This window comes from Citrobacter sp. Ce119, from assembly GCF_030334525.1.
In the GTDB taxonomy this organism is placed as follows: domain Bacteria; phylum Pseudomonadota; class Gammaproteobacteria; order Enterobacterales; family Enterobacteriaceae; genus Citrobacter; species Citrobacter europaeus.
In genome coordinates, this window is sequence record NZ_JAOWDR010000041.1 from 116,633 (window position 1) to 135,718 (window position 19,086).

17 protein-coding genes and 1 riboswitch are annotated in these 19,086 nt (G+C 53.0%); of the genes, 8 read left to right on the forward strand and 9 right to left on the reverse strand.

All coding sequences use genetic code 11. From position 1 onward, the window contains the following. Positions 1–293: 293 nt before the first annotated feature. Positions 294–1,139, forward strand: a complete 846-nt coding sequence (gene araC, locus OGV80_RS05020) for an arabinose operon transcriptional regulator AraC (protein WP_006686679.1) — start codon at positions 294–296, stop codon at positions 1,137–1,139. Between the two features lie 119 nt (positions 1,140–1,258). Next, a complete protein-coding gene (locus OGV80_RS05025; RefSeq protein WP_286513900.1) occupies positions 1,259–2,026 on the forward strand; it encodes a DedA family protein in 768 nt (255 codons plus the stop codon). Positions 2,027–2,070: 44 nt separating this feature from the next. Here the strand turns inward: OGV80_RS05025 and thiQ are convergent, their stop codons facing one another. The 4 genes from thiQ to sgrR form a co-directional block, all read right to left on the reverse strand. Continuing rightward, on the reverse strand, positions 2,071–2,769 hold the full coding sequence (gene thiQ, locus OGV80_RS05030; RefSeq protein WP_043018410.1) for a thiamine ABC transporter ATP-binding protein ThiQ: 699 nt from the start codon (positions 2,767–2,769) through the stop codon (positions 2,071–2,073). Beyond that, positions 2,753–4,363 (reverse strand): thiamine/thiamine pyrophosphate ABC transporter permease ThiP, encoded by a 1,611-nt coding sequence (gene thiP, locus OGV80_RS05035; protein WP_075145211.1) that lies wholly within the window; start codon positions 4,361–4,363, stop codon positions 2,753–2,755. Before thiP ends, thiQ begins: the two co-directional genes overlap by 17 nt. After that, on the reverse strand, positions 4,339–5,322 hold the full coding sequence (gene thiB, locus OGV80_RS05040) for a thiamine ABC transporter substrate binding subunit (RefSeq protein WP_172862688.1): 984 nt from the start codon (positions 5,320–5,322) through the stop codon (positions 4,339–4,341). The genes thiP and thiB overlap by 25 nt, the downstream gene beginning before the upstream one ends. Positions 5,323–5,353: 31 nt before the next feature. Next, a riboswitch (TPP riboswitch) is annotated at positions 5,354–5,478 on the reverse strand. Between the two features lie 33 nt (positions 5,479–5,511). After that, positions 5,512–7,167 carry an HTH-type transcriptional regulator SgrR gene (gene sgrR / locus OGV80_RS05045; protein ID WP_075145209.1) on the reverse strand — a complete coding sequence of 552 codons (1,656 nt, stop codon included), beginning with the start codon at positions 7,165–7,167 and terminating at the stop codon, positions 5,512–5,514. 99 nt (positions 7,168–7,266) lie between these two features. On the opposite strand from sgrR, the gene sgrT reads away from it, so the two are divergent. Together sgrT and OGV80_RS05055 are read left to right on the forward strand one after the other, a co-directional pair. After that, positions 7,267–7,389 carry a glucose uptake inhibitor SgrT gene (sgrT, locus tag OGV80_RS05050; protein ID WP_043018414.1) on the forward strand — a complete coding sequence of 41 codons (123 nt, stop codon included), beginning with the start codon at positions 7,267–7,269 and terminating at the stop codon, positions 7,387–7,389. A 115-nt stretch (positions 7,390–7,504) separates the two neighbouring features. Then, the gene (locus OGV80_RS05055; RefSeq protein ID WP_043018415.1) at positions 7,505–8,683 is read left to right on the forward strand and encodes a sugar efflux transporter; all 1,179 of its coding nucleotides are present in this window, start codon (positions 7,505–7,507) and stop codon (positions 8,681–8,683) included. A gap of 90 nt (positions 8,684–8,773) precedes the next feature. On the opposite strand, the gene leuD is transcribed toward OGV80_RS05055, so the two are convergent. The 5 genes from leuD to leuL form a co-directional block, all read right to left on the reverse strand. Continuing rightward, a complete protein-coding gene (leuD, locus tag OGV80_RS05060) occupies positions 8,774–9,379 on the reverse strand; it encodes a 3-isopropylmalate dehydratase small subunit (RefSeq protein ID WP_043018416.1) in 606 nt (201 codons plus the stop codon). 10 nt (positions 9,380–9,389) lie between these two features. Then, positions 9,390–10,790, reverse strand: a complete 1,401-nt coding sequence (gene leuC, locus OGV80_RS05065) for a 3-isopropylmalate dehydratase large subunit (RefSeq protein WP_080625727.1) — start codon at positions 10,788–10,790, stop codon at positions 9,390–9,392. 2 nt (positions 10,791–10,792) lie between these two features. Then, a complete protein-coding gene (gene leuB / locus OGV80_RS05070) occupies positions 10,793–11,884 on the reverse strand; it encodes a 3-isopropylmalate dehydrogenase (protein WP_016155686.1) in 1,092 nt (363 codons plus the stop codon). Further along, the gene (leuA, locus tag OGV80_RS05075; RefSeq protein WP_003829569.1) at positions 11,884–13,455 is read right to left on the reverse strand and encodes a 2-isopropylmalate synthase; all 1,572 of its coding nucleotides are present in this window, start codon (positions 13,453–13,455) and stop codon (positions 11,884–11,886) included. Before leuA ends, leuB begins: the two co-directional genes overlap by 1 nt. Before the next feature lie 90 nt (positions 13,456–13,545). Then, on the reverse strand, positions 13,546–13,632 hold the full coding sequence (leuL, locus tag OGV80_RS24400; protein ID WP_100193950.1) for a leu operon leader peptide: 87 nt from the start codon (positions 13,630–13,632) through the stop codon (positions 13,546–13,548). A gap of 654 nt (positions 13,633–14,286) precedes the next feature. On the opposite strand from leuL, the gene leuO reads away from it, so the two are divergent. The 4 genes from leuO to cra all read left to right on the forward strand — a co-directional run bounded on the left by leuO (position 14,287) and on the right by cra (position 19,029). After that, on the forward strand, positions 14,287–15,234 hold the full coding sequence (gene leuO, locus OGV80_RS05080; RefSeq protein ID WP_043018419.1) for a transcriptional regulator LeuO: 948 nt from the start codon (positions 14,287–14,289) through the stop codon (positions 15,232–15,234). A 318-nt stretch (positions 15,235–15,552) separates the two neighbouring features. Then, positions 15,553–17,277 (forward strand): acetolactate synthase 3 large subunit, encoded by a 1,725-nt coding sequence (ilvI, locus tag OGV80_RS05085; RefSeq protein WP_286513905.1) that lies wholly within the window; start codon positions 15,553–15,555, stop codon positions 17,275–17,277. Between the two features lie 2 nt (positions 17,278–17,279). After that, the gene (gene ilvN, locus OGV80_RS05090; protein ID WP_003829566.1) at positions 17,280–17,771 is read left to right on the forward strand and encodes an acetolactate synthase small subunit; all 492 of its coding nucleotides are present in this window, start codon (positions 17,280–17,282) and stop codon (positions 17,769–17,771) included. Between the two features lie 253 nt (positions 17,772–18,024). Beyond that, entirely contained in the window at positions 18,025–19,029 is a 1,005-nt protein-coding gene (gene cra / locus OGV80_RS05095) for a catabolite repressor/activator (RefSeq protein WP_016151689.1), read from the forward strand. Positions 19,030–19,086: the final 57 nt, after the last annotated feature.

The following is a 19,086-nucleotide window of genomic DNA, read 5'->3' on the forward strand; positions in this document are numbered from 1 at the left end:
TGGGGATAAAAACCGTCAGGCAGGATCCGCTAATCTTATGGACTAAAATGCTGTGGGATCACAAAGTGTGACGCTGTGCAAATAATCAATGTGGACATTTCTGCCGTAGTTATAGACACTTTTGTTAGCTGATTTTGACGTTGGCCCAGTACATGTTTTTTACAAATTGCTTTTCACAAGCGGGGTTGATGGTCCATTGCCGCAAACACTGCGGCACGCAGGGGCGATGCCGATGATGTCTGGCGTTATATGGACAAATTGTTTCTTAGCAGAATATAGGGAGTATTGAAATTATGGCTGAAACGCAAAACGATCCCTTGCTGCCAGGCTATTCGTTTAACGCGCATTTGGTGGCCGGATTAACCCCCATTGAGGCAAACGGGTACCTGGATTTTTTTATCGACAGACCGCTGGGGATGAAGGGTTATATCCTCAATCTCACCATCCGTGGCGAAGGGGTTATTAATAATCAGGGCAAGCAGTTTGTCTGCCGACCTGGTGATATTTTGCTGTTTCCACCTGGAGAAATTCACCATTATGGACGTCATCCTGACGCCAGCGAATGGTATCACCAGTGGGTTTACTTTCGCCCGCGCGCTTACTGGCAGGAGTGGCTGGCCTGGCCGGCCATTTTTGCCCAGACCGGTTTCTTTCGTCCGGATGAAGCGCATCAGCCGCATTTTAATGAACTGTTTGGGCAGATAATCAACGCCGGGCAGGGAGAAGGCCGCTATTCCGAACTGTTAGCGATTAATTTACTGGAGCAGTTATTGCTGCGACGGATGGAAGCTATTAACGAATCGCTGCACCCGCCCATGGACAACCGCGTACGCGATGCCTGCCAGTACATCAGCGATCACCTGGCGGACAGTAATTTTGACATCGCCAGCGTCGCGCAGCATGTCTGCCTGTCGCCTTCCCGCTTGTCGCATCTCTTCCGCCAACAGCTTGGAATTAGCGTATTAAGCTGGCGTGAGGATCAGCGCATCAGCCAGGCGAAGCTATTGCTGAGTACCACACGTATGCCGATCGCCACCGTCGGGCGCAATGTTGGCTTTGACGATCAGCTCTATTTTTCTCGTGTTTTCAAAAAATGTACCGGCGCCAGCCCGAGCGAGTTTCGCGCTGGATGTGAATAAAAAGTGAATGATGTGTCCTGAAAGTTGTCATAACTCGCAATCTATTCAGACAATTGATGGCTTGACGAAGTTGAGAAGGGTTATCAAAATCCCTGATTCGTAAATCTGACGGACACATTATGCAAGCATTGCTTGAACACTTTATTCTCCAGTCCGCCTTGTACTCTCTGATCGCCGTACTTCTGGTGGCCTTTTTGGAGTCGCTGGCGCTGGTTGGCCTGATTCTGCCCGGGACCGTGATGATGGCGGGGCTGGGGGCGCTGATTGGCAGCGGCGAACTGAACTTCTGGCATGCCTGTCTTGCGGGCATCATTGGTTGCCTGTTGGGGGACTGGATCTCCTTCTGGTTGGGTTGGCGCTTTAAAAAGCCGCTGCACCGTTGGTCGTTTATGAAAAAGAACAAGGCGTTGCTGGATAAAACCGAGCACGCGCTGCATCAGCACAGCATGTTTACTATTTTGGTGGGCCGTTTTGTCGGGCCGACGCGTCCGCTGGTGCCAATGGTGGCGGGCATGCTGGATCTGCCTGTCGCTAAATTTATCGTCCCGAACATTATTGGCTGCATCCTGTGGCCGCCGTTCTACTTCTTGCCGGGGATCCTGGCGGGGGCGGCAATTGATATTCCTTCTGATATGCAGAGCGGAGATTTCAAATGGTTGCTGCTGGGGACGGCGCTGCTGCTATGGGTGGGCGGTTGGCTGTGCTGGCGGCTGTGGCGCAGTGGTAAAGCGGCTGTCGATCGCTTAACTGCGTATTTCCCCCGCAGCCGTTTGCTGTATCTGGCGCCGTTGACGCTCGGGATCGGCGTGGTCGCGCTGGTGGCGTTACTGCGTCATCCGCTGATGCCGGTGTATATCGATATTCTGCGTAAGGTCGTGGGTTACTGACGAATCTTTTGCCGGATGGCGGCTTCGCCTTATCCGGCAACGCACTATGCTTTAATGCCCAGCAGCGCCGAGGCGCTGACCTGACCGCGTAATAACTCATCCGTTTCGCCCTGCCAGGCGATGCGCCCGTCGGCGACCACAACCGATCGGGGCGCAATTCGCGCCGCATCTTCTACGCTGTGAGAAACCATCAGCAATGTAAGCTGTTTCTCGCGACAGACCTCGGCGACCAGCGTTAACATCTCCTGGCGCAGCGCAGGATCGAGCGCAGAGAACGGTTCATCAAGCAGCAAAATGGGTTGTTCTCGCACCAGGCAACGTGCCAACGCCACGCGTTGTCGCTGTCCGCCGGAAAGTTCACCGGGGAGGCGCTCCAGCAGAGAGTCGATCCCCATTTGCTGGGCGATGTGGCGCATTTTCTCCCGCTGAAGCGCGTTCAGCTTCAATCCCGGATTAAGGCCCAGGCCAATGTTTTGCTGCACGCTCAGGTGGCTGAACAGGTTATTTTCCTGAAACAGCATGGAAACGGGGCGGCGTGAGGGCGGCGTGGCGGTGTGATCTTCACCTTCAATCATCATCGTGCCGCTGGCTGGCGTGAGAAAGCCGGCAATCAGATTCAGCAACGTACTTTTCCCGGCGCCGCTGGGCCCGAGCACCGCTACCTGCTCGCCGCGCGTGACCGACAGCGTAAAGCGCATGGGCAAATGGTGATAAAGCCATGTGATATCAATCAGTTTTAACATTTCGACCCGGCAATTTTTCAATAACGGTAAACAGCGTAAAGCACAGGATCAGCAGTAATAACGCCGTAACCGCGCCATCCTGACTGCGATAAGAGCCAATCTGCTGATATAAATAAAACGGCAGGGTGCGGAAATCCTCATTACCAAATAACGCCACCACGCCAAAATCGCCAATCGACAGCACGCAGGCAAAAGCCATCGCCTGCGCTAGCGGACGCTTCAGGGCGCGCAGTTCAACCACTTTCAGCCGCGACCATCCCTCTATTCCCAACGACTGGCACAACATACTGTAGCGCGCAGTGACGTCACGCATTGGGTTTTCCAGCACTTTCAGCGCGTAAGGGATCGCCATCAGCGCATTGGTAAAAATGACAATGCCGTCGGCAGATTCGGGGAGCCCAATAGTATTATTGAGCAGCAGAAAGAAGCCGGTAGCTAGCACGATACCCGGCATGGCGAGGATCATCATGCCGCTCAGCTCCAGCATTTGACCTGCCAGCACCTGCTGTCGGGCACGTAGTTCACGGCTGCTCCATAACAGCATCATGGTGAGTACAATGCACAACGCTCCTGCCGCCAGCGCAATGCGCAGCGAGGTTCCCAGCGCCTGCCACAGTACAGGTTGCCTAAGAACATCCAGCATATGGCGGTTAAAGCCATCGACAATCACCGCCAGCAGCGGCGGCAACAACAGCAGCAGGGCCAGAATAATCAGCAGAGCGTCTGTCAGGCGGCTGTGCAAACGATCGTCGGGATCGCGCCAGCCCTGAACCAGCGTGGTGCCGGGAGCAATAGCGCGGCTCAGACGTTGGCTGAGCAGTACCAGCGCTAAACAACAAACCATCTGGATCAACGCCAGCATGGCTGCACGACCGGGATCGTAATCAAAGTTAAGCGCCTGATAAATCGCCAGCTCGATGGTGGTGGCCTGCGGTCCGCCGCCCAGCGACAAAACGGTGGCGAAGCTGGCGAAACAGAGCATAAAGATGAGCGCCGCCACGGGAAGGATCTGACGGCGTAGCCATGGCCATTCAACAAAGCGGAAGAAATGCCAGCCGCGCATACCCAACTGAGCGGCTAACTGTCGTTGTTCGCCGGGAATATTTTCCAGTGATTGCAACAGCAGACGACTGGCCATCGGCAGATTGAAAAAGACGTGCGCCAGCAGAATGCCCTGTAAACCGTATGGCGAAAAGGTCCATTCCAGCCCCAATGTATGCCAGAGCGAGGCCAGCCAGCCCTGACGACCATAGACGCTAAGAATACCGAAGACCGCCACCAGCACTGGCAGGATTAGCGTCATCGCGCACAGGCGCAGCAGCGCCAGACGTCCAGGAAAACGACGACGATAGAGCGCTCTGGCCAGGAAAATCGCCGGGATGACCGACAGCACTGCGGATAAAAAAGCCTGCCAGAAAGAAAAGCGCACCACGTGCCACAGGTAGTCGTCCTGCCACAGCGAGAGCCATTCTCCCTGCGGGGCGTTAAACCACAGTGCCAGAAACGCGGCCAGGGCAACGGCCACCATCAGCGTGGCGGCGGTAAGCCCTGGAACCAGCCAGCCGGGAATTAACGGCTGACGGCGCGTTGCCATTCGCTAATCCATGCCTGGCGTTGAGCCGCAACCTGCTGCGGCGTAAATTCCAGCGCGGTGGCTGGTTTATTCAGTTGCTCGAATCCTGGCGGCAGGGCGACCTGCGTTACCGGATACATCCAGTTGCCGGTCGGAATCGCATTCTGAAATGCCGGAGACACCATAAACTTCAGGAATTTCTCGGCCAGTTCCGGCTGCTTGCTGGCCGCGGTACGGGCGGCGACTTCCACCTGCAAATAATGGCCCTCGCTAAAGTCGGCTGCGGCGTAGTTGCCTTTTTTCTCGGCGATGATGTGATAGGCCGGAGAGGTGGTGTAACTGAGCACCAGATCGCTTTCACCTTTCAGGAACAGGCCGTAGGCTTCGCTCCAGCCCTTGGTGACGGTGACGGTTTTGGCTGCCAGTTTCTGCAACGCCTCTGGCGCTTTATCGCCATAGACTTTCTGCATCCATAGCAGCAGACCCAGACCAGGCGTGCTGGTGCGCGGATCCTGATAAATGACGCGCCATTTCTGGTCGCTTTCTACCAGTTCTTTCAGACTTTTGGGCGGATTCTTCAGCTTGTTCTTATCGTAAACGAAGGCGAAATAGCCGTAGTCAAACGGAACGAAGGTATCGTTTTTCCAGCCGCCGGGCACGTTAACGGCGTCACCTGGTACACCGCTTTTGGCGAACAATTTGGTTTGCGTTGCGGCTTCCAGAAGGTTGTTATCCAGACCCAGCACGACGTCGGCTTTGCTGTTTTTTCCTTCCATGCGCAGGCGGTTAAGCAGTGAGACGCCATCTTCCAGCGCGACCAGTTTCAGCTCGCAGTTGCAGTCAGCTTCAAAGGCTTTTTTGATTGTCGGGCCTGGGCCCCAGTCAGCTGCGAACGAGTCGTAGGTGTAGACGGTCAGTACAGGTTTAGCGAAGGCAGGCGCTGCGCACAGCAGTAAAAGCGGAAGACATTTTTTAAACACTTTGCACCTCAAGAGTTGGGTGGCAAAGGACTTGAGGAACTGACTCAAATCCCTTCGCCGGCATTATCCGGATCAGGTTCGACGGGTATCTCTCAGCCCATACGCAGATCGAATGATTTTGTGTATGTTTTTTATTTAGCACCCCGTTGAGAACGGCGTTAGTGTAATGATTTTGTTGCTCAGCAGCAATTAAGGATCCGGCGGTGCAAACCACGCCGATTTAAAATCAAACCAGCCTAGAGTATTCATGCGTAGCCCGCGCATACTGCGCTGGCCCTGAATGATCAGCCAGTGGTGGATCAACGGCACAATGGCCTTTGTCGCGAGCATCTGTTGGCACCATGCCGCCAGGCTCATTTCACCGGTTCGCCAGCGGGCGGCATCGTTTTCCCAGTCCCGCGAGATACAGTTTTGCAGTAATGGGACTTCGCAGAGATGCGCGAACAACGAGAAGTCCAGCGGTAGGGTAAAGTTGGCGCTGTTGAGCCAGATATCACTGACTATTTCACCCGCATGCCATTGATCGTAGTCGATCTCCTGAATATTCAACTGTACCTGATGTTCCGCCAGCAGCGTTTTCATGATCTGCGCGATAATCCGGTGTTCGATGTGATCGCGATAGTAAGTGAGAGTCAGCGTTTCCAGTCCGGCTGGTTTTTCACCATGGCCGGGTCTGGCATGGTGCCAGCGGGGAAGCAAACCGTAGGCGGGGAACCACAGTCGCTGGTACTGTTCGTCGGCGTGGCAGATTAAATGGGTTGGCGAGAGAACGCGGCTAGCCCACTCGCGGACCTCCTGATTAGCGCCACGGTGGGTGCGCGTATCAAACAGCAGGTAGTAGCAGCCTTCTTCGAGCCGGCTCTCGATCGCCTTTTCATCCTCCGTGGGGCCTTTTAGCGTCAACCCGCCGCCAGGCTCTTCGCCGATGTCGGGCAGCACCCAAACGTTAACTTCGTCGATCAGCGCCCGGTAGCCAAAGTAATCATCAAATGCGTGAATCTTCAGTTGGTTATTGGTATTGCGAATCACCGCATATGGGCCAGTGCCAATCGGGTGACTGGAGAAGTTATTTAACGTTTCCCATTCTCGCGGCAGGATCATGGCGGGGACTTGCCCCAATAACCAGGGAAGCCAGCGGTCAGGCTGGGACAGATGGATATCCAACGTCCAGGCCGTGGGCGAGACGATTTGCGTGATGTGTGAGTACAGCGGCAGAGCGTTAATGCGCGTCAGCGAGGCGATGACATCTTCCATTTCCAGTTCGCGGCCATGATGGAAATGGATCCCCGGGCGCAGGAAAAATCGCCAGTGTAAAGGTGAAATCTGCTGCCAGTGATGGGCGATGTCCGCTTCCAGTTCCCCATTTTCCTCATTTACCCGTATTAGGGCGCTGAAGATTTGCCGGGCGATATGGGTTTCGGAGCGGCGCAATGCCGTACCCGGAAGCAGGTTGTGCATGGGACGATAATAGAGAACGCGCATGATGTGTCGACCCTGGCGAAAACTGCGGCCGAGGTGGGAAACCAGCATCTGCCGTACGGCCGTTTTGTCACCGACCAGTTGCACCAGTTGATCGATGCGATCCTGTTCCAGCAGGTCTTCTGCCCGCTGCTGCTGGAGCGCCAACCCGGTATAGAGGAATGTCAGGCGCGAGCGTTTACCTCGTCCAACTTCGGCTTCCCACGTTAACCAGCCGCGTTCCTGCATGGTATTAAGCAGCGTACGCATATGGCGGCGCGAGCAGCTCAGAAGCTCCGCCAGCTCGTTAAGCGTCGTGTCTTGCGTTTTGCCGTCGCAGCATTGCCACAGACGGATGAACTGTTGTTGCAAACGACCAGAAGACATAAAAGGGGAACTCCTGCGGAAAACTCAGCAATTTTATAATCCCTATATTAAGCCAATAATAAATTCCGATGAAGCGATGAGACAACGAAGGGGTCATCTATGCGTCAGTTCTGGTTGGAGTACTTTACCGCGACGGAAAAATCGTCCTGGTTGGCTTGCCTGAGCGCACCGCAGCGCTTAAAGATGCTCGAAGAGCTGATGCAGTGGGAGGTGACAGCCTGACTCCTGAATTGGGAATTGCAGACATCATGTGTGACTGAGTATTGGTGTAAAATCACCCGCCAGCAGATTTTTTCTGCTGGCTTTTTTCGTTTCAGCTGCGCTTAAAAGGAAAGATATGCTCTGGATTATGACCATGGGACGGCGCCTCAACGGCGTTTACGCGGCATTTATGCTGGTCGCTTTTATGATGGGCGTGGCGGGGGCATTACAGGCCCCCACGCTGAGCCTGTTCCTGAGCCGTGAAGTCGGGGCGCAGCCATTTTGGGTCGGGCTGTTTTACACCGTCAATGCGATTGTCGGGATCGTTGTCAGCCTGGGTCTCGCGAAACGATCCGACAGCCAGGGCGATCGGCGCAAGCTGATCATGTTCTGTTGCCTGATGGCAATTGGCAACGCGCTGCTGTTTGCGTTTAATCGCCACTATCTTACGCTGATCACCTGCGGTGTGCTGCTGGCCTCGCTGGCGAATACCGCGATGCCGCAGCTGTTTGCGCTGGCGCGAGAATATGCTGATAACTCCGCGCGTGAAGTGGTGATGTTTAGCTCGGTGATGCGTGCGCAGCTTTCACTGGCATGGGTGATTGGACCGCCGCTGGCCTTCATGCTGGCGCTGAATTACGGCTTTACGGCGATGTTTTCCATTGCCGCAGGGATTTTTGCCATTAGCCTGGTGCTGATTGCGCTGATACTGCCGTCCGTCGCGCGGGTGGAGCAGCCTGTAGATGTGCCGCTCGAACACACTGGCGGTTGGCAGGACAAAAATGTGCGCATGCTGTTTATTGCCTCCACGCTGATGTGGACCTGCAATACCATGTACATCATCGATATGCCGCTGTGGATAAGCCTTGAGCTGGGCTTGCCGGACAAGCTGGCCGGGATCCTGATGGGAACGGCGGCTGGGCTGGAAATTCCGGCGATGATTCTGGCGGGCTATTACGTGAAGCGCTTTGGTAAACGGCGAATGATGATCGCGGCAGTTGCGGCGGGCGTGCTGTTTTATCTGGGTTTAATCTTCTTTCACAGCCGTACGGCGCTGCTGGTGCTGCAACTGTTTAACGCGGTATTTATCGGTATTATCGCCGGGATAGGCATGCTGTGGTTTCAGGATTTGATGCCCGGACGAGCGGGGTCAGCGACCACACTATTTACTAACAGTATTTCAACGGGAGTCATCCTGGCGGGAGTGATTCAGGGAGCTGTTGCGCAAAGCTACGGCCACTTTGCCGTCTATTGGGTGATTGCGGCAATTTCTGTCGTTACGCTGGTGATGACCGGGCGGGTGAAGGACGTCTAATCATGTTGCCGGATGCGCTGCGCTTATCCGGCCTACAGTTGGAGTGCGTTTGTAGGCCGGATAAGCGCAGCGCATCCGGTATCGCAATGACTAGCGCATAAACGCTGGCTGCTTGTCTTCATACTCGGTGATGGCCGCTTCATGCTGCAGCGTCAGCCCGATGCTGTCCAGACCATTCAGCATGCAGTGGCGGCGGAAGTCGTCGATTTTAAAGCTGTAGGACTTATCGCCTGCTTTCACCACCTGCGCCTGGAGATCCACTTCAAATTTAATCCCCGGGTTGGCTAACACCAGCGCGAACAATTCATCTACCTGCGCGTCGCTCAGGGTCACCGGCAACAGTTGGTTATTGAAACTGTTGCCGTAGAAGATGTCGGCGAAGCTTGGCGCGATCACCACTTTAAAGCCGTAATCGGTCAGCGCCCATGGCGCATGTTCACGTGAAGAGCCGCAGCCAAAGTTTTCCCGTGCCAGCAGAATTGAGGCGCCTTTATATTCCGGGAAGTTCAGCACAAACTCTGGATTAGGCTGTTGCCCCTTTTCGTCCAGGAAACGCCAGTCGTTAAACAGATGTGCGCCAAAACCGGTGCGCGTAACCTTCTGCAAAAACTGTTTAGGAATAATTGCGTCGGTATCAACGTTGGCGGCATCCAGTGGGACAACCAGGCCGGTATGCTGGGTAAATTTCTCTGCCATGGTAGTTTCCTTATTTGATGCTGCGAATGTCGGCAAAATGACCGGTGACGGCGGCAGCGGCAGCCATGGCCGGACTGACTAAGTGCGTACGACCACCGCGGCCCTGACGACCTTCAAAGTTACGGTTGCTGGTGGATGCGCAACGCTCGCCAGGGTTCAGGCGGTCATTGTTCATGGCCAGGCACATGGAACAGCCAGGCAAACGCCATTCAAATCCTGCTTCGATGAAGATCTTGTCCAGACCTTCCGCTTCCGCCTGCGCTTTCACCGGACCAGAACCCGGCACTACCAGCGCCTGAACGCCAGGCGCGACTTTACGTCCTTTGGCGATTTCCGCCGCGGCACGTAAATCTTCAATACGCGAGTTGGTGCAGGAACCGATGAACACTTTATCGATAGCCACTTCAGTTAAAGGAATGCCCGGTTTCAGCCCCATATACGCCAGCGCTTTTTCAGCCGATGCGCGCTCAACGGGATCGGCAAATGAAGCCGGATCGGGAATATTATCGTTCACCGAGATGACCTGACCCGGGTTCGTACCCCAGGTGACCTGCGGCGCGATCTCTTCTGCCTGCAGAGTAACGACGGTATCAAACGTTGCATTGTCGTCGGTTTTCAGCGTTTTCCAGTACTCTACCGCGTGGGCGAAATCCTCGCCTTTCGGTGCGTGTAAACGACCCTGCACATAGTTAAAGGTCGTTTCATCCGGTGCGACCAGACCCGCTTTGGCGCCCATTTCAATGGCCATGTTGCACAGGGTCATGCGGCCTTCCATGCTCAGCGCGCGGATGGCTTCGCCGCAAAACTCAACGACGTGTCCGGTACCGCCTGCGCTACCGGTTTTACCGATAATCGCCAGTACGATATCTTTAGCGGTAATGCCAGCCGCTGCTTGACCGTTGACTTCAATCTTCATGGTTTTGGCGCGCCCCTGTTTCAGGGTCTGCGTTGCCAGAACGTGTTCAACCTCAGAGGTGCCAATACCAAAGGCCAGTGCGCCAAATGCGCCGTGTGTGGCGGTGTGGGAATCGCCGCAGACGATGGTCATACCCGGCAACGTTACGCCTTGCTCAGGTCCCATCACGTGGACGATACCCTGATACGGGTGGTTCAGGTCGTACAGTTCGACGCCAAATTCATTGCAGTTTTTGATCAATTCCTGCATCTGAATACGCGCCATTTCGCCGGAGGCGTTAATGTCTTTGGTCTGCGTGGAGACGTTGTGGTCCATGGTGGCGAAGGTTTTACCGGGCTGGCGCACCTGACGTCCATGCGCGCGCAGGCCATCAAACGCCTGCGGAGAGGTCACTTCATGCACCAGATGCCTGTCGATATACAACAGCGGGGTTTCGTTTTGCGCTTCAAAGACAACGTGCGCATCAAACAATTTTTCGTATAACGTTTTAGCCATGATTACACCCCTTCTGCGACGTAACGGGCAATGATGTCACCCATTTCATCAGTACCGACTGCGGCAGCGCCACGGGCTAAGTCACCGGTGCGAATGCCTTCTTCTAATGCGCGATTGATGGCGCTCTCAATAGCGGTGGCCGCATCATTGGCATCCAGGCTGTAGCGCAACAGCAGCGCCAGCGACAGGATTTGGGCGATAGGGTTGGCAATGTTTTTCCCGGCGATATCCGGGGCGGAACCGCCTGCGGGTTCGTACAGACCAAAGCCCTGCTCATTCAGGCTGGCGGACGGTAACATACCCATTGATCCGGTGATCATGGCGCATTCGTCAGACAGGATGTCGCCAAACAGGTTGGAGCACAGCAGCACGTCGAACTGGGACGGATCTTTAATCAACTGCATTGTCGCGTTGTCGATGTACATATGCGCCAGTTCAACGTCTGGATATTCATTCGCAATTTCATTGACGATTTGGCGCCAAAGAATCGATGTTTGCAGTACGTTGGCTTTATCAATCGATGTGACTTTGCGGCGGCGCTGGCGAGCGGATTCAAACGCGATACGCGCAATACGCTCGATCTCAAAACGGTGATAAACCTCGGTATCAAATGCTTTTTCATGTTGACCGCTGCCTTCGCGGCCTTTTGGCTGACCGAAGTAGATCCCGCCGGTCAGCTCGCGCACGCACAGGATGTCGAAACCGTTCGCGGCGATATCTGCCCGCAGAGGGCAAAATGCTTCCAGACCCTGGTACAGCTTAGCCGGGCGCAGGTTGCTGAATAATTTGAAATGCTTACGTAATGGCAGCAGCGCGCCGCGTTCAGGCTGCTGGTTTGGCGGCAGATTTTCCCATTTCGGACCGCCAACGGAGCCAAACAGAATGGCGTCAGCTTGCTCACAGCCTTCAACCGTTGCAGGCGGCAGCGGCTGACCGTGGTTATCAATAGCGGCACCACCCACGTCGTAGTGGCTGGTGGTAATACGCATGTTAAAACGGTTGCGGATTGCGTCCAGTACCTTCAGGGCTTGCGCCATCACTTCCGGGCCAATACCGTCACCCGGCAAAACAGCAATATGATAATTCTTCGACATCACACGGTTTCCTTGTTGTTCTCGTTGTTCTGAGCTTTGCGTTGCAATTCTTTTTCGACTTCTTCGGCGCGCCAGATGTTATTCAGCACATGAACCATTGCTTTAGCAGAAGATTCGACGATATCCGTAGCCAGACCGACGCCGTGGAAACGACGACCGTTATAGTTGGCCACGATATCTACCTGACCCAGCGCATCTTTACCGTGCCCTTTGGCGGTCAGGCTGTATTTCACCAGTTCGATGTTGTATTCAGTCACACGGTTGATGGCCTGATAAATGGCATCGACCGGACCGTTACCGTTCGCCGCTTCGGCTTTGACTTCTTCACCGCAGGCCAGCTTGACGGAGGCGGTGGCAATGTCATTTGAGCCGGACTGTACGCTGAAGTAATCCAGACGGAAATGCTCCGGCTCTTCCTGCTGTTTATTAATAAAGGCCAGTGCTTCCAGGTCGTAATCAAATACCTGACCTTTTTTATCCGCCAGCTTCAGGAACGCGTCGTACAGGTTGTCCAGGCTGTATTCATTCTCTTTATATCCCATCTCGTCCATACGGTGTTTAACCGCGGCGCGTCCGGAACGGGAAGTCAGGTTCAGCTGCACCTGGTTCAGGCCGATGGATTCAGGCGTCATGATTTCGTAGTTTTCACGATTTTTCAGCACGCCGTCCTGATGGATGCCGGAGGAGTGGGCAAACGCCCCGCTACCGACAATGGCTTTGTTGGCCGGAATAGGCATGTTGCAGATTTGGCTGACTAACTGGCTGGTGCGCCAGATTTCCTGGTGATTAATACGAGTCTGTACGTTCAGGATATCTTTGCGCACTTTGATCGCCATGATCACTTCTTCCAGTGAGCAGTTACCGGCGCGTTCGCCGATGCCGTTCATCGCACCTTCCACCTGGCGAGCACCGGCGTGGACGGCTGCCAGCGCGTTGCCGACGCCCAGGCCTAAGTCATCATGGGTATGTACGGAGATGATGGCTTTATCGATATTCGGTACGCGTTCATACAGACCAGAAATGATTGCCCCAAATTCGAAAGGCATAGTGTAGCCAACGGTATCGGGGATATTAATGGTTTTGGCACCCGCATTAATCGCCGCTTCAACCACGCGGGCCAGGTCGGCGATAGGGGTTCGTCCAGCATCTTCGCATGAGAACTCCACGTCATCCGTATAATTACGCGCACGCTTAACCATGTAGACAGCGCGCTCGATCACTTCATCCAACGTGCTGCGTAATTTCGTCGCGATATGCATCGGCGAAGTGGCGATAAACGTATGAATGCGAAAAGCCTCGGCGACTTTCAGAGATTCTGCGGCGACGTCGATATCTTTTTCTACGCAGCGTGCTAAGGCACAAACGCGGCTGTTCTTAACCTGACGAGCGATGGTTTGTACGGACTCAAAGTCACCCGGTGAAGAGACCGGGAAACCGACTTCCATCACGTCAACGCCCATTCGTTCGAGGGCCAGCGCAATCTGCAGTTTTTCTTTCACACTCAGGCTCGCCTGTAACGCCTGTTCACCGTCGCGTAAGGTGGTATCGAAAATAATGACTTGCTGGCTCATGGTTTAGGTCCTTGGTCTTTAGGGCGCCTTGCTTCGAGCATAAAAAAACCCGCGCAACGGCGCGGGTTTTTTGTCTTAACTGGAGCTGACTTAATGCTGAATGTCGTCCACCAGTCTACCGCGCAACGAAGGTGCGTTTAGTAGTAGTAGACCGTTGAAACGAGCAATGTAAGTCATCAATCAAGCTCCAGGCGAATGCGATATGCTTTTAGTGGTACTGGATATGAAGACTGATGTCAACCCCATCCCTCGGGAAGGCTCTGATTAAGGGATGAAATTTCTGCAAAACTTAAGCGAATTGTGCTGAATTTTTCGGGGTATATAAAATTAATCCGCTGATGGCTGAACATACTTTTCACGGTTTGACATATTTGAGCATATTTATTTGCATTTATTGTAACGATGAATCGAAGAAAGCTACTCTATTGAGATTTTATATCTTTATGATTTGCCTGTTCTTATAGCAACTCTGAATGTGTTAAGCCAGCCTGACGCCACATAATTGATAAATTAATGTTAACTTTTAATGTATTAATAATATAAACATTTAATTAAAACTTAAATACGTATTCACGGTGCGTATGATTGTGTATTCGTCGTGCTTATGGTTATATTGTTTTTGAAATTTAAACATATGAATCATCGTGCAGTGACCTCTGCCACACTGCGCTCGCATTGGTCTTTTGTTCATTTAGGTTTGTGCCTTTATGTTTTCCTAATTTTAATGTTTTTTCTTTTTCTCATTTTATATGCATGGTAAATCATATTAACGGAGATTATTTCTTCACTCCGTCTGGGAAAAGGGAGTTTAGAGTGACAGTGGAGTTAAATATGCCAGAAGTAAAAATAATAGATAAAACGAATCTTATAGAGATGGGTAAGCCACAGCTTCGTATGGTTGATCTCAATCTATTAACCGTTTTCGATGCGGTGATGCAGGAACAAAATATTACCCGTGCCGCGCATACGTTGGGGATGTCGCAACCCGCTGTCAGTAATGCGGTCGCGCGCCTGAAGGTCATGTTTAACGATGAGCTTTTTGTTCGATATGGACGCGGGATACAGCCTACAGCAAGAGCTTTTCAGTTGTTTGGCTCTGTTCGCCAGGCATTGCAATTAGTGCAGAATGAACTGCCTGGTTCCGGCTTTGAACCTGCCAGCAGTGAGCGTGTTTTCAATCTCTGTGTATGTAGCCCGTTGGATAATATTCTTACTTCATTGATTTATAATCGAGTTGAGCAAGTCGCACCGAATATTAATGTCGTTTTTAAATCTTCACTCAATCAAAATACTGAGCATCAATTACGTTATCAGGAAACTGAGTTTGTTATTAGCTATGAAGAGTTCCGTCGTCCAGAATTCTCCAGTATTCCATTATTCAATGACGAAATGGTGTTAGTGGCGAGTAAAAAGCATCCGCGTATTAGTGGCCCATTGCTGGAAAGCGATCTCTATAATGAACAGCATGCCGTGGTTTCCCTCGATCGCTTCGCATCATTCAGCCAGCCGTGGTATGACACACCGGATAAACAATCCTGCGTGGCTTATCAGGGAATGGCATTAATTAGCGTGCTTAATATTGTGTCGCAAACGCATCTGGTTTCTATTGCGCCGCGTTGGTTGGCAGAAGAGTTCGCCGATTCTTTAGAACTGCAAATATTGCCTTTACCTTTAAAATTGAATAGCCGCACATGTTATCTTTCATGGCATGAGGCTGCGGGTCGCGATAAAGGACATCAATGGATGGAAGAGCTGTTGGTCTCCGTCTGCAAGCAGTAGCAGTTGGCAGAATAAATCGGGGGATACATCTGGTTTATTCTGCTTTTTTCTTTATGTCTGAAATTTTATGCTGAACTCTACTTTTTATATATACCCTGACCTGTAAAAAAATAGAGTAATTGCTGTAAGTCTCCCTTTTTAAGCGATTATTTATCATATCAATTGCTTATGATGGTTTAATTCTCCATTTATTCGATTCTTTCCTCCGTTTTATTCTAATTTACTCCAGTGCCACCCCTTCGGAGTCAATTGCCATGCGTCATCGTCAGCGGTTAATGTGTTGTTAAACCGTAATTCATTATAAGAGTGAGGCAAGCCATGGAGATGTTGTCTGGAGCCGAGATGGTCGTCCGATCGCTCATCGATCAGGGTGTGAAGCAGGTATTCGGTTATCCCGGGGGGGCCGTCCTCGATATTTATGATGCGCTACATACGGTCGGCGGTGTTGATCATGTGCTGGTCCGTCATGAACAGGCCGCGGTACATATGGCTGATGGCCTGGCGCGCGCCACGGGGGAAGTCGGCGTTGTTTTGGTCACTTCCGGACCGGGGGCAACCAATGCAATCACCGGGATTGCAACGGCATATATGGATTCCATTCCACTGGTGATCCTCTCCGGACAGGTTGCCACCTCCCTGATTGGCTACGATGCCTTTCAGGAGTGCGACATGGTGGGCATATCCCGCCCAGTGGTAAAACACAGCTTCCTGGTTAAACAAACGGAAGACATCCCGCAGGTGCTGAAAAAAGCCTTCTGGCTGGCGGCAAGCGGTCGTCCGGGACCGGTGGTAGTGGATTTGCCGAAAGATATTCTGAATCCGGCGAAAAAACTGCCTTACAGCTGGCCGGAGTCTGTAAGTATGCGTTCATATAATCCGACAACGACCGGACATAAAGGTCAGATAAAACGTGCTCTGCAAACGCTGGTAGCGGCGAAGAAACCGGTGGTCTATGTGGGCGGTGGCGCGGTGAATGCCGCCTGCCACCAACAGCTGGGGCAGATTGCCGAAGCACTGAATCTGCCGGTTGTTTCCTCGCTGATGGGGTTAGGCGCGTTTCCGGCCAGGCATCGCCAGGCGCTGGGTATGTTGGGCATGCACGGTACTTACGAAGCCAATATGACCATGCATCATTCCGATGTGATCTTTGCCGTCGGCGTTCGCTTCGACGATCGAACGACCAATAACCTGGCCAAATATTGCCCGAATGCGACCGTACTGCATATCGACATCGATCCGACCTCCATTTCAAAAACCGTCACGGCGGATATTCCGATTGTGGGCGATGCTCGCCTGGTGCTGGATCAGATGCTTGAGTTGCTGGAGCAGGAAAAATCACAGCAGCCGCTGGATGATAACCGTGACTGGTGGCAACAGATTGAACAATGGCGCGCCCGTCAGTGCCTGAAATACGACACGCAAAGCGAAAGTATTAAACCACAGGCGGTAATAGAAACCATCTGGCGTCTGACGAAAGGGGAGGCATATGTGACCTCTGATGTTGGTCAGCATCAGATGTTTGCCGCACTTTACTATCCGTTCGATAAACCACGCCGCTGGATTAACTCAGGCGGCCTCGGCACCATGGGATTCGGTTTACCCGCGGCGTTGGGGGTGAAAATGGCGCTGCCCGATGAAACGGTGGTGTGCGTGACCGGAGATGGCAGCATTCAGATGAACATCCAGGAGCTGTCGACGGCGCTGCAATATGAACTGCCGGTGCTGGTGCTCAACCTTAACAACCGCTATCTCGGCATGGTCAAACAATGGCAGGACATGATCTACTCCGGGCGCCACTCCCAGTCTTACATGCAGTCGCTGCCCGATTTTGTACGCCTTGCCGAGGCTTATGGGCATATTGGTATCCAGATTAATCATCCAGATGAACTGGAGAACAAGCTGGGCGAAGCGCTGGAACATGTGCGTAACCATCGTCTGGTGTTTGTCGATGTCACCGTCGATGGCAGTGAGCATGTCTACCCGATGCAGATTCGTGGGGGCGGGATGGATGAAATGTGGTTAAGCAAAACGGAGAGGACCTGATTATGCGCCGGATATTATCAGTATTGCTGGAAAACGAGTCGGGTGCATTGTCGCGTGTGATTGGCCTCTTCGCCCAGCGTGGATACAACATTGAAAGCCTGACCGTCGCGCCGACTGACGATCCGACCTTATCGCGGATGACGATTCAGACGGTTGGGGATGAGAAAGTCCTGGAGCAGATCGAAAAGCAGCTTCACAAGCTGGTGGATGTTCTGCGCGTCAGCGAACTGGGGCAGGGCGCGCACGTTGAACGAGAAATCATGCTGGTGAAAATCCAGGCCAGCGGTTATGGCCGGGAAGAGGTGAAACGTAACACGGAGATTTTCCGCGGGCAAATCATCGACGTTACGCCGTCGATCTACACCGTACAACTGGCGGGCACCAGCGATAAGCTGGATGCGTTTCTGGCAACCCTGCGTGAAGTCGCCAAAATTGTGGAGGTTGCCCGTTCCGGCGTGGTGGGACTTTCTCGCGGCGATAAAATTATGCGTTAACGTGCAGGGATAACGTAGGCCTGATGAGGCGCGCTAGCGTCGGCATCAGGCAATTATACCTTGCCGGATGGTGCTAATGCTTATCCGGCCTGGGCGAGAAGCATTGGCTATCGGTTGCTTTTTTTTTGCGAAATCAGCAGTAACCAGAGACAAAAGCGGTTGCCGCAGTCATTATTCTGCGCTTAGATGTTAAGAAGTTTAACCCATGCCATCTAAAAGGTTATGGTTTGTACATTTTACGCAAGGGGCAATTGTGAAACTGGATGAAATCGCTCGGTTGGCCGGCGTTTCGCGAACGACTGCAAGCTACGTTATTAACGGCAAAGCAAAGCAATATCGCGTAAGCGACAAAACGGTCGAAAAAGTCATGGCGGTGGTGCGTGAGCATAATTACCACCCGAACGCCGTGGCGGCCGGGCTACGTGCTGGACGCACACGTTCTATTGGGCTTGTGATCCCGGATCTCGAGAACACGAGCTATACCCGGATCGCAAACTATCTGGAGCGCCAGGCGCGTCAGCGCGGGTATCAACTGTTGATTGCCTGCTCTGAAGATCAGCCGGATAACGAAATGCGTTGTATTGAGCATCTTTTACAACGCCAGGTTGATGCCATTATTGTGTCGACCTCCTTGCCGCCTGAACACCCGTTCTATCAGCGCTGGGCGAACAGTTCATTCCCGATTGTGGCGCTGGACCGCGCGCTGGATCGCGAACATTTCACCAGCGTGGTGGGCGCAGACCAGGATGATGCCCAAATGCTGGCGGAGGAGTTACGTAAATTCCCTGCTGAAACCGTGCTCTATCTGGGGGCGCTCCCTGAATTATCCGTCAGTTTCTTGCGCGAACAGGGTTTCCGTACCGCATGGAAAGACGATCCGCGTGAAGTGCATTTCCTCTATGCCAACAGCTATGAACGTGAAGCGGCCGCGCAGTTGTTTGATAAATGGCTGGAAACGCATCCAATGCCTCAGGCGCTGTTTACCACGTCGTTTGCTCTGCTGCAGGGAGTGATGGATGTGACCCTGCGTCGCGACGGGCAGTTACCGTCTGATTTGGCGATTGCGACGTTTGGCGACCACGAACTGCTCGACTTCCTGCAGTGCCCGGTACTGGCGGTAGCGCAGCGTCATCGCGATGTTGCTGAGCGCGTGCTGGAGATTGTGCTGGCAAGCCTGGATGAGCCGCGAAAACCAAAACCAGGATTAACGCGTATACGGCGTAATCTGTACCGTCGCGGTATACTTAGCCGTAACTAAGAGCCTCAATTGATGATGTCGGCGGGATAAGCCTCTGACGTCATCAATTATTCCATT